Genomic DNA, 11,221 nt, shown 5'->3' with positions numbered 1-11,221 from the left:
GTGAACGTGAACGTCCCCGGCGCCGCGGCGACTTCCGCGACGGTCCCGGTCGTCGACACCTTGCCGCCTTCGCCGCCGCGCGTCCGCGCCGGCCGTCGAGCCACTCCCGGGCCCAGTCCGGCACCTCCGCCGGCCCGAGCACCGCCTCGCCCGACGCCCGGAGCAGCAGCAGACCCAGGGCGTGCTTGCACGGGAACTTCCGGCTGGGGCAACTGCACTTGTACGCGGGGCCCGTCGTATCGACCACCGTCCGGTACGGCTTGCTTCCGCTTCCCTTGCACAGACCCCACACCGCGCCCGACCCGTCGCAGCCCGCACCGGACCACGGCCCGGCCGAACCGAGCTTGCCTCCCGCCTTGCGTGATGACTCGTCAGGAGCTAGGGCCAGCACCTGCTCCACCGTCCAGCGCGCCACCGGAGCAGCGGTGCGCAAGGGTTCTCCCCCGTGAGATAGCAGCATGGTGACGACGGTAGGGCGCGGCACTGACAATCGGCTCCGACCTGCGGAGACAGCCGATTGTCAGTGGCGTGGTGCACGGTGGGAACCACATCCGGTCGACCGATCTGGAGGGGGATCCATGACCGTGTCCGAAACCATCGCAGGCGTCGGCGCAGCAGCTCTGCGCCCGCATGCCGAGGACGCTTTCGCCGACGAACTGAAGGCGCTCGCCGCAGCCGACGACCGCCCGCGTCCCGCCCGATGGAAGCTGTCCCCGTGGGCGGTGGCCACCTATCTTCTCGGCGGCGTGCTGGCGGACGGGACGGTGATCACACCTAAGTACGTGGGGCCGCGCCGCCTCGTCGAGGTCGCCGTGACGACGCTCGCCACCGACCGGGCGCTGCTGCTCCTCGGCGTTCCCGGCACCGCCAAGACCTGGGTCTCCGAGCACCTCGCGGCCGCTGTCAGCGGAGACTCGACGCTGCTCGTCCAGGGCACGGCGGGCACACCCGAGGAAGCCGTCCGCTACGGGTGGAACTACGCGCAGCTGCTGGCGCACGGCCCCAGCCGCGACGCACTGGTGCCCAGCCCGCTGATGCGTGCCATGTCCGAGGGCATGACCGCGCGGATCGAGGAGCTCACCCGCATCCCCGCCGATGTGCAGGACTCGCTCATCACGATCCTGTCGGAGAAGACGCTTCCCATTCCGGAGCTGGGGCAGGAGGTCCAGGCCGTCCGGGGATTCAACGTCATCGCGACGGCCAACGACCGCGACCGCGGGGTCAACGAGCTGTCCAGCGCCCTGCGCCGCCGGTTCAACACGGTCGTGCTGCCGCTGCCCGCCACGCCCGATGCCGAGGTCGACATCGTGTCCCGGCGCGTCGACCAGATGGGGCGCTCGCTCGACCTTCCGGCCGCCCCCGACGGCATGGCCGAGATCCGACGGGTGGTCACGGTCTTCCGTGAACTGCGCGACGGCATCACGACGGACGGACGCACCAAGCTCAAGTCCCCGTCGGGCACGCTGTCCACGGCCGAGGCCATCTCCGTCGTCACCAACGGCCTTGCGCTCGCAGCCCACTTCGGCGACGGAGTGCTGCGCCCCGGCGATGTCGCGGCCGGCATCCTCGGCGCGGTCGTCCGGGATCCGGCGGCGGACCGGGTGGTCTGGCAGGAGTACCTGGAGACGGTGGTCCGGGAGCGGGACGGCTGGAAGGACTTCTACCGCGCCTGCCGCGAGGTCTCCGTATGACCGGGGCAGCGCCCGCCGCGGGGCCGCTGCTGCTCGGGGTCCGGCACCACGGGCCCGGCTCCGCCCGCGCGGTCCGCGCCGCGCTGGAGGCCGCCCTTCCGAAGGCGGTCCTCATCGAGGGGCCGCCCGAGGGCGACGCACTCCTGCCGCTCGCCGCCGACGAGCGGATGCGGCCACCCGTCGCGCTGCTCGCTCACGCTGTGGACGATCCGGGGCGGGCGGCGTTCTGGCCGCTGGCCGAGTTCTCGCCCGAGTGGGTCGCGATCCGCTGGGCGCTGGGCCACGACGTCCCGGTCCGCTTCATCGACCTGCCCGCGGCGCATTCCCTGGCCATGACCGACTCTCCGGACGGGAGCGAGGACAAGGAGCGGGGAGCTGAGGAAGCCGCCCCGGCCGACGCGGTCGCCGCGCCTTTGGCCGACCCGATCGGCGCCCTCGCCGAAGCCGCCGGATACGACGACCCGGAGCGCTGGTGGGAGGATGTCGTCGAACACCGCGCACCGAACGGCGAACTCGCTGACCCACGCGCCCCGTTCGCCGCGCTCGGCGAGGCGATGACGGCGCTGCGCGAGGTGTACGGGGACGGCGGGCATCCCCGCGACGCCGTCCGCGAGGCGTACATGCGGATCCAGCTGCGGGCCGCGCGCAAGGAGTTCGGGGACGACATCGCCGTCGTCTGCGGAGCCTGGCACGTGCCCGCGCTCGGCGCGCGGACGACCGTCACCGCCGACCGGGCCCTCGTCAGGGGACTGCCCAAGGTGAAGGCCGAGCTGACGTGGGTGCCCTGGACCCATCGCCGGCTCGCCCGGCACAGCGGATACGGGGCGGGCATCGACTCGCCCGGCTGGTACGGACACCTCTTCGCCGCCCCCGACCGTCCCGTCGAGCGGTGGATGACCAAAGTCGCCGGACTCCTGCGCGACGAGGACCGGTTCGTGTCCTCCGCCCATGTCATCGAGGCCGTCCGGCTCGCCGGGACCCTCGCGGCGATGCGCGGCCGGCCGCTCGCCGGACTGGACGAGACGACGGACGCGATCCGGGCGGTGATGTGCGAGGGCTCCGATGTGCCGCTCGCGCTCGTCCGGGACCGGCTCATCGTCGGCGAGACGCTCGGCGAGGTTCCGGACACCGCCCCGGCCGTGCCGTTGCAGCGCGACCTCACCCGGCTCCAGCGCACCCTGCGGCTCAAGCCGGAAGCGCAGGAGCGGGAGTTGGAGCTCGACCTCCGCAAGGACACCGACGCGTCCCGCAGCCGCCTGCTGCACCGCCTGCGGCTCCTCGCCGTCGGCTGGGGCGAACCGGCCACCGGGCGGGGGAGCACCGGCACCTTTCGGGAGACCTGGCGGCTGCACTGGGAGCCCGAGCTGCACGTACGCGTCGCGGAGGCCGGGGTCTGGGGCACCACCGTGCTCTCCGCCGCGACCGCCAAGGCCGAATCGGAGGCCGTGTCGGCGACCGCCCTCGCCGAGGTCACCGCGCTCGCCGAGCGCTGTCTCCTCGCCGAACTGCCCGAGGCACTGCCCGTGGTGATGCGGGCCCTCGCCGACCGCGCCGCGCTCGACGCGGACGTCGGCCACCTCGCCGACGCCCTGCCCGCCCTCGCCCGCACCCTGCGGTACGGGGACGTCCGGTCCACGGACACCGCGGCGCTCGGCGAGGTCGCGGCCGGGCTCGCCGAGCGGATCTGCGTCGGACTGCCGCCCGCCTGCACCGGGCTCGACGCCGACGGGGCCGCCGAACTGCGCCGCAAGGTGGACGGCGTCCACACCGCGATCGGGCTGCTCGCCGGAACCGTGTCGGCGGTCGGACTCCGTGAGCGCTGGGCCGCCGTGCTGCACAAGCTGGCCGCCCGGGACACGGTCGCGGGCGTCATCCGGGGCCGCTCGACGCGGCTGCTCCTCGACGACGGGCGGCTCGAAGAGGATGACGCGGCACGGCTGATGGGCCTCGCCCTCTCGCCCGGCACACCCCCGGCCGACGCGGCGGCCTGGATCGAGGGGTTCGTCGGCGGGGCCGACGGGGGCGGCATGCTCCTTGTCCACGACGAGCGGCTGCTCGGCCTGGTCGACGCCTGGCTGGCCGGTGTCCCCGCCGACACGTTCACCGATGTGCTCCCGCTGCTGCGCCGCACCTTCTCGGCGTACGAAGCAGGCGTACGGCGCACGCTCGGCGAGCTCGTACGACGTGGCCCGGCCGCCGGGGCACCGGCCGCGACCGCCGCCGGGACGGCGGCACCCGGCTTCGGGCCCGGCCTCGACGAGGCGCGGGCGGACGCGGTGGTGCCGGTGCTGCGGCTGCTGCTGGGGCTGAACACCGAGCGCACAGAGGGCGCAGAGGGTGCCGACAACGCCATGGAACCGCTGGGGGCAACAGGATGACGACGGTCACGGAAGCAGGCACGGACGCGGAGCGGCCGGGAGCCGCCGGGCGGGGCGCGGCGCACGACGAACGGCTCCGGCGGTGGCGCATGGTGCTGGGCGCGGACGGCGCCGAGTCCACCGGGTGCACGCTGACCGGACAGGACGCCGCGATGGACGGTGCGCTGAACGCGCTGTACGGCGGCGGGGGCAGGTCCGGCGGCCGCGGCGGGACCGAGCGCTCGGCCGGACTCGGCGCCTCCGCCCCGTCCGTCGCCCGCTGGCTCGGCGACATCCGCACGTACTTCCCCGCCTCCGTCGTCCAGGTCATGCAGCGCGACGCGATCGACCGGCTCGGTCTCTCCGCGCTGCTGCTGGAGCCGGAGATGCTGGAGGCCGTCGAGGCGGACGTCCACCTGGTCGGAACGCTCCTCTCGCTCAACAAGGCGATGCCCGAGACGACGAAGGAGACGGCACGAGCCGTCGTACGCAAGGTGGTCGACGACCTGGAGAAGCGGCTTGCCACCCGCACCCGGGCCTCGCTGACCGGCGCACTCGACCGCTCGGCGAGGATCAACCGGCCGCGTCACCACGACATCGACTGGGACCGCACCATCCGGGCCAACCTCAAGAACTACCTCCTGCTTCCTGGCGGGGACGGTGCCGGCACGGTCGTCCCCGAGCGGCTCATCGGCTACGGACGCGCCGCGCAGGCGGTGAAGAAGGACGTCGTCCTCTGCATCGACCAGTCGGGGTCGATGGCTGCCTCCGTCGTCTACGCCTCCGTCTTCGGCGCGGTGCTCGCCTCCATGCGTACGTTGCGGACCAGGCTCGTCGCCTTCGACACGGCTGTCGTCGACCTCACCGAGCAGCTCGACGACCCCGTCGACGTACTCTTCGGCACCCAGCTCGGCGGCGGCACGGACATCAACCGGGCGCTCGCCTACTGCCAGTCCCAGATCACCCGGCCCGCCGACACCGTCGTGGTTCTCATCAGCGACCTCTACGAAGGCGGCATCCGCAACGAAATGCTGAAGCGGGTGGCGGCGATGAAGGCGTCCGGTGTGCAGTTCGTGACACTGCTCGCCCTGTCCGACGAGGGCGCGCCCGCCTACGACCGCGAGCACGCGGCGGCGCTCGGCGCGCTCGGAGCACCGGCTTTCGCGTGCACCCCGGACCTCTTTCCGGAGGTGATGGCCGCGGCGCTGGAGAAGAGGCCACTGCCCGTACCGGACAAGGAGGCCCATCAGTAACAAGGCACTCGCGTCAGCCCGGGAAGGTCGTGCACGCATCGTCCCGTCGCCCGCGGAGGACCGCGTTCCGCAGTCCGCGCCCTTCCGGGAGGGCTCACTCCGACGGGACGGCAGCAGCTGCACGTCCAGTCGCCGGCCCGCGCCCGGCGCGCGGGCCGGGCGCGACGCCCGTCCGGCTGTCGAGCACGCGGCGCACGGAGCGGCGGGTCGGACCCGATCGCTCCCGCCTGTCCGAGCGACGCGGTGGCCGCCTTCACCGCTCCGGAGTATCCGGCCCGGGAGATCTGAGACCCCTCGGAGCGCCGAGTGCTCCGCCCGGCCCGCGGCCGGGCGGGTCCCCGCCAGTGTCCGGACCACCGCGTCCCGACCGTGGGCTCCGCCCGGCCACGGGCCGCCCTCGCTCCACCGGCGCGGCCCGTGCCGTGTCGTCCACTGCGACCCGGCCGCCGGCACGACCTGTGACCGTAATCACCGCCCAGGTGCGATCTGCGATTTAGGGTCATGCGGAGCTCGGGGATAACCTGCGAGATGGACATGCCGCGTACTCGGTAACCGTGTGCGCCTTCCTTGTGACCGAGCAGTCACGTTGCCCCTCGCGGCACGCCCACGCTGAAAACGAACCGCGAGACCACTGAAAAGGGACGGACGCGCGTGGACCTGTTCGAGTACCAGGCGAGGGACCTCTTCGCCAAGCACGGTGTACCGGTGCTGGCCGGTGAAGTCATTGGCACGCCTGAGGCAGCCCGCGAGGCGACCGAGCGGCTGGGCGGCAAGTCTGTCGTCAAGGCGCAGGTGAAGGTCGGCGGCCGCGGCAAGGCCGGCGGCGTCAAGCTGGCCGCCACCCCCGACGAGGCGGTCGCTCGGGCGACCGACATTCTCGGCATGGACATCAAGGGCCACACGGTCCACAAGGTGATGATCGCCGAGACCGCGCCGGAGATTCTTGAGGAGTACTACGTCTCGTACCTCCTCGACCGCACCAACCGCACCTTCCTGGCCATGGCCTCGGTGCAGGGCGGCATGGACATCGAGGAGGTCGCGGAGAAGACCCCCGAGGCCCTCGCGAAGGTCCCGGTCGATTCCAACACCGGTGTCACGATCGAGAAGGCCCGCGAGATCGTCGCCCAGGCGAAGTTCCCGGCCGAGGTGGCCGAGAAGGTCGCCGAGGTCATGGTGACGCTGTGGGACACGTTCGTCGCCGAGGACGCGCTCCTCGTCGAGGTCAACCCGCTCGCCAAGGTCGCCTCCGGCGACGTCCTGGCGCTGGACGGCAAGGTGTCTCTCGACGAGAACGCCGACTTCCGTCAGCCCGGCCACGAGGCCCTCGAGGACAAGGACGCAGCCAACCCGCTCGAGGCTGCCGCCAAGGCCAAGAACCTCAACTACGTCAAGCTCGACGGCGAGGTCGGCATCATCGGTAACGGTGCCGGTCTGGTCATGTCGACCCTGGACGTCGTCGCGTACGCCGGTGAGAACCACGGCAACGTGAAGCCCGCCAACTTCCTCGACATCGGTGGCGGCGCCTCCGCAGAGGTCATGGCGAACGGCCTGGAGATCATTCTCGGCGACCCGGACGTCAAGTCCGTCTTCGTCAACGTCTTCGGCGGCATCACCGCGTGCGACGAGGTCGCCAACGGCATCGTCCAGGCTCTTGCGCTGCTCAAGAGCAAGGGCGAAGAGGTCACCAAGCCGCTGGTCGTGCGCCTCGACGGCAACAACGCGGAACTGGGTCGCAGGATCCTTTCCGACGCCAACCACCCGCTGGTGCAGCGTGTGGACACCATGGACGGCGCGGCCGACAAGGCCGCCGAGCTCGCCGCGGCTGCGAAGTAAGGGACGAGGGACTCCAACACCATGGCTATCTTCCTCACCAAGGACAGCAAGGTCATCGTCCAGGGGATGACCGGTGCCACCGGCATGAAGCACACCAAGCTCATGCTGGGCGACGGCACCAACATCGTCGGCGGCGTGAACCCGCGCAAGGCCGGCACGACCGTCGACTTCGACGGCACCGAGGTACCCGTCTTCGGCTCCGTCGCCGAGGCGATGGAGAAGACCGGCGCCGACGTGTCCGTCCTCTTCGTGCCGCCGGCCTTCGCGAAGGCCGCCGTCGTCGAGGCGATCGACGCCGAGATCCCCCTCGCCGTCGTGATCACCGAGGGCATCGCCGTCCACGACTCGGCCGCCTTCTGGGCGTACGCCGGTTCGAAGGGCAACAAGACCCGGATCATCGGCCCGAACTGCCCCGGCCTGATCACCCCCGGCCAGTCCAACGCCGGCATCATCCCGGGCGACATCACCAAGCCCGGCCGCATCGGTCTCGTGTCGAAGTCCGGCACGCTGACCTACCAGATGATGTACGAGCTCCGTGACATCGGCTTCTCGTCCGCCGTCGGCATCGGTGGCGACCCGATCATCGGTACGACGCACATCGACGCCCTCGCGGCGTTCGAGGCCGACCCCGAGACCGACCTGATCGTCATGATCGGTGAGATCGGCGGCGACGCCGAGGAGCGTGCGGCGGACTTCATCGCGAAGAACGTCACCAAGCCGGTCGTCGGTTACGTCGCGGGCTTCACCGCCCCCGAGGGCAAGACCATGGGCCACGCGGGCGCCATCGTCTCCGGCTCCTCCGGCACCGCCCAGGCGAAGAAGGAGGCCCTTGAGGCCGCCGGCGTCAAGGTCGGCAAGACGCCGACCGAGACCGCCAAGCTGGCGCGCGAGATCCTCGGCGCCTGATCACCTCTTCGCGGGACTGCCTCCGCACAGACGGCGCGGGCCCGTACCCCTCCCCCGGGGTACGGGCCCGCGCCGTTTCCTGTGCGCCGGCCGGAGTGCGCTGGAGTCACCTCAGGTCCGGTACCAGCCGCGCCGGGCCACGGACGAGCTCTTCGTGGAGCTTCTTCTGCAGCTCGAGGTCCTGTGGGGTCAGCCTCTGGGGACCGCCGCGGGGAGGCACGCCGCCGACCCGCGCGGCGGGCGGATTCCCGTATCGCACCGGAGACGTCACCATGGTGATCAGTGCGATCCCGACGATCAGGGCCGTCAGGGCGATGGCTGCCCGCGTCCAGAGTCTGGCCTTGTGCTCACTGCCGTCACGGATCGCACGGGCCGCGGGCATCGCGGCCACCGGTTGGGTGAGGGCGAGCGCGCCCAGTTGCTCGTGCAGCAGCGCCGACTGTCCGGTGGGCCATGAGGGCTCCGCCAGCTCGGGCACCTGCTCGGCCACCGCGGCACGCGCGTTCATCAGCCGGCTCGCAGCTGCCGGAGTGCTCGCCTCCGTCTCCGCGGCGGTCTCCGGCAGGTCCAGGCCGACACCGTCGTAGAGCAGCAGGGTTCGACGGTAGGACGGCGGCAGGTCGAGCAGCGCCTCGAGCAGGGCGCCCGCACCGGGGGCGGCGGGCGGCGGGTCGGGGTGGCGGTGCGCCCGGCGCAGCCGGTGCCAGGGCGACACCGCGTACTCGTATGCGGCCGCCCGTACCCAGCCCGCGGGGTCCCGGTCCACCGCGACCTCGGGCCAGCGCTGCCATGCCTGCTCGAAGGCCCGCTCGACGGCCTCCCTGGAGAGGTTCCGGCGCCCGGTCAGCAGGAACGTCTGGCGGAAGAGAGCGGCGGCGTTCTTCGAGTACAGGGCGTCGAATGCCTCGGCGGGTGTGAGAGCGGGTACGGGGGCGCCCGGCCGGTCGCCGGCCGGCGGCTCGCCCGTCCGCGCCGTTTCCGCCGCTCCCGCTGACGTTCCTGCTGCTGCCGGTGCCGGGGACGACGACGGCTTCGTCAGGTCGGCCCGCTTGCCGTGGGCACCCGGAGGGGTGCTTTCCGAGGTGCCCCGCGCCTCCGCGCCGCCCGTGCCTGCCGAGCCGATCAGCTTCGCGTACGCCGCACGCTTCCGTCCCCGAGGGCTGGCGCGGCCCGCCTCCCAGGACCGGACCGTGGCCGGGGTGACGCCCACGGCCGCGGCGACCTGCTCCTCACTCAGTGACTTCGCCTCACGCAGTCGGCGCAGCTCCTTCGGGGAGGGCAGAGGGAAGGAGGCCGTGTCGGTGGCGCCCTGGGTCATGAGGAACCCCCGGCAGGCCGCCACGGGATGGAAACGTACATAACCGTATATTGGGCGACACAGCGGCTAATCGCCCGTTACATGGATTAAGTGCGTGTCGTTGGGAGCATTGCGGTGTGATCCACAAGACCGAACGCACCCCGTCGCTCTCGGCGGAGCAGGGAAGGACCGCCGTACTGGCATCCGCCTTTGTGCGGGGGGTGCTCGCCGCGGGGCTCGGACTCGGCTCGCTCGCCGTCCTCGCCCTGGTGGTGTGGATCAGCTCCCCGGCCCCCGACAACGGCCCCGGCGGGGCCCTCCACGCGGCGGCCGGGATCTGGCTGCTGGCCCACGGCGCGGCCCTCGTCAGGACCGACACCCTCAGCGGCGCCCCCGCCCCCGTCGGCATCGTCCCGTTGCTGCTCACCGGGGTGCTCGTGTGGCTGGTGCACCGGGCCGCCCGCGACGTGATGGAGCCGGACGAGGGGCGCACCCCGCCGTCGGGCGCGAGCGCCTTCTGCCTGGTGACGGCGGGATATCTGCTGGTCGCGGCGGCGATCGCCCTCTATGCGAAGGGCGGGCCGATGTTCGCGCAGCCGGGCTCGCTCCTGTTCCCGATGGCCCCCGTGGTGGCGGGCGGGGCAGCCGCCGGGGTGTGGGCGGCGGCCGGGCGCCCGATCGGGCCGCCGTCGGCCCGGGCGCCGGAGCGGCTGCGCGAGGCGCTGGCACGGTCCCGGTTCGTGGAGCGGGCGGACGCGGTGCTCCGGTCGGCGGTGGCCGGGACGGCGGTGCTGCTGGGTGGCGGGGCACTGCTCGTCGCGGTGGCCCTGGTGTGGCATGCGCAGCCGGTTCGGGACTCGTTCCTCGGGCTGTCCGGCGACTGGGCGGGCCGGGCCGCGGTCCTGCTGCTGGCGCTGGTGCTCGTGCCGAACGCGGCGATGTGGGGTGCCGCGTACGGGATGGGGCCAGGATTCGCCCTCGGTACGGCGTCCACAGTCACCCCGCTCGCCTTCACCGGGCGACCGGCCCTGCCGAACTTCCCGCTGCTGGCGGCGGTCCCCGCGCACGGAACCGGAACGGCTCCGAACTGGGCGGCCGCGGCGGTACCGGTCGCGGCCGGAGTGACGATCGCCTGGTTCACGGTACGGAGGGCAGCGCCCGCCCGTGGTGTGGGGGAGCAGCCGGCGTGGGGCCCGCAGGGGACCGCGCTGACGGCTGCTCTGGCCGCGCTGGGATGCGGCGCCTGCACGGCGGTGCTGACCGCGGCGGCGAGCGGTCCGCTGGGGACCGGGGCGCTGGCGGAGTTCGGCCCGGTGTGGTGGCTGACCGGGGCGGCGGCGGTGGCGTGGACGGCACTGCTCGGTGTGCCGGGGGCGCTGCTGCTGAGGGCGTGGCGGCTGCGGGGGCCCGGCAGTGAGAGGGGCAGCGCCGAGGCGGCGGAGAAAACGGTGGCCCCCATGACACCTGGGGTGGCCGATACGGAGGCGCCCGGGCAGCCGGGCGAGGAGCGGCGCCGGTGGTGGCGCCCGTGGCGCGGGCCCGGGGGCGAGGACGCGGCTGCCGGCACGGAGTCCGGAACCGGACCTGTGGCTGGAGCAGGCTCCGTGCGGCCGTCCGCGACCGAGCCTGCGCCCGTTTTCGTGCCCACCCCCACACCCACCTCCGGGTTGCGCAAGGAGGAGCACGCGGGCAGGGACGCGTACGACTTCCTGCCGACTGATCCGTGGCGCGGGCGAGCCGCTCAGGATTCCTCCTGGGCCCCGCTCCTGACGGAGCCGGAAACGCCGTCGGGGCCCGCCGGGGGTGGCGGGGCCGCCAGGTGGGCGGGGGGTGAGACAAGGTGTTGGAGAGGCACAACACCAGCACCCGGGGGGGGCGGGGGAG

General features: G+C 72.9%; 8 protein-coding genes. 6 read left to right on the top strand and 2 right to left on the bottom strand.

Features of this window, described 5'->3' with window-relative positions:
- A partial coding sequence (locus AB0915_RS35690; protein ID WP_366695029.1) for an SWIM zinc finger family protein occupies window positions 1-460 on the bottom strand: 460 nt, incomplete at its 3' end.
- Between the two features lie 118 nt (window positions 461-578).
- On the opposite strand from AB0915_RS35690, the gene AB0915_RS35685 reads away from it, so the two are divergent.
- The 5 genes from AB0915_RS35685 (at window position 579) to sucD (ending at window position 8,040) form a co-directional block, all read left to right on the top strand.
- A complete protein-coding gene (locus tag AB0915_RS35685; RefSeq protein WP_366695028.1) occupies window positions 579-1,691 on the top strand; it encodes an AAA family ATPase in 1,113 nt (370 codons plus the stop codon).
- Window positions 1,688-4,069 carry a DUF5682 family protein gene (locus tag AB0915_RS35680; RefSeq protein ID WP_366695027.1) on the top strand — a complete coding sequence of 794 codons (2,382 nt, stop codon included), beginning with the start codon at window positions 1,688-1,690 and terminating at the stop codon, window positions 4,067-4,069. Before AB0915_RS35685 ends, AB0915_RS35680 begins: the two co-directional genes overlap by 4 nt.
- 89 nt (window positions 4,070-4,158) lie before the next feature.
- Window positions 4,159-5,301, top strand: coding sequence for a VWA domain-containing protein (locus AB0915_RS35675; protein ID WP_366695030.1), 1,143 nt, complete (start codon window positions 4,159-4,161; stop codon window positions 5,299-5,301).
- A 651-nt stretch (window positions 5,302-5,952) separates the two neighbouring features.
- Window positions 5,953-7,134, top strand: coding sequence for an ADP-forming succinate--CoA ligase subunit beta (gene sucC / locus AB0915_RS35670; RefSeq protein WP_366695026.1), 1,182 nt, complete (start codon window positions 5,953-5,955; stop codon window positions 7,132-7,134).
- Between the two features lie 21 nt (window positions 7,135-7,155).
- On the top strand, window positions 7,156-8,040 hold the full coding sequence (gene sucD / locus AB0915_RS35665; RefSeq protein ID WP_366695025.1) for a succinate--CoA ligase subunit alpha: 885 nt from the start codon (window positions 7,156-7,158) through the stop codon (window positions 8,038-8,040).
- A 106-nt stretch (window positions 8,041-8,146) separates the two neighbouring features.
- On the opposite strand, the gene AB0915_RS35660 is transcribed toward sucD, so the two are convergent.
- On the bottom strand, window positions 8,147-9,358 hold the full coding sequence (locus tag AB0915_RS35660) for a sigma factor-like helix-turn-helix DNA-binding protein (protein ID WP_366695024.1): 1,212 nt from the start codon (window positions 9,356-9,358) through the stop codon (window positions 8,147-8,149).
- A gap of 116 nt (window positions 9,359-9,474) precedes the next feature.
- Here AB0915_RS35660 and AB0915_RS35655 point away from each other — a divergent pair.
- On the top strand, window positions 9,475-11,221 hold a 1,747-nt coding region (locus tag AB0915_RS35655; protein ID WP_366695023.1), incomplete at its 3' end, for a DUF6350 family protein.

This window comes from Streptomyces sp. NPDC048411 (genome assembly GCF_040704695.1).
Taxonomy (GTDB): Bacteria; Actinomycetota; Actinomycetes; order Streptomycetales; family Streptomycetaceae; genus Streptomyces.
The sequence above is the reverse complement of the archived record's forward strand: the minus strand, read 5'-3'. Positions and strand labels throughout refer to the sequence as shown.

What these genes read in the sequence shown, in the direction of transcription:
- AB0915_RS35660 (WP_366695024.1), bottom strand. Translation starts at nt 9,358, where the DNA reads ATGACCCAGGGCGCCACCGACACGGCCTCCTTCCCTCTGCCCTCCCCG.
- sucD (WP_366695025.1), top strand. Translation starts at nt 7,156, where the DNA reads ATGGCTATCTTCCTCACCAAGGACAGCAAGGTCATCGTCCAGGGGATG.
- AB0915_RS35680 (WP_366695027.1), top strand. Translation starts at nt 1,688, where the DNA reads ATGACCGGGGCAGCGCCCGCCGCGGGGCCGCTGCTGCTCGGGGTCCGG.
- AB0915_RS35685 (WP_366695028.1), top strand. Translation starts at nt 579, where the DNA reads ATGACCGTGTCCGAAACCATCGCAGGCGTCGGCGCAGCAGCTCTGCGC.
- AB0915_RS35675 (WP_366695030.1), top strand. Translation starts at nt 4,159, where the DNA reads ATGGTGCTGGGCGCGGACGGCGCCGAGTCCACCGGGTGCACGCTGACC.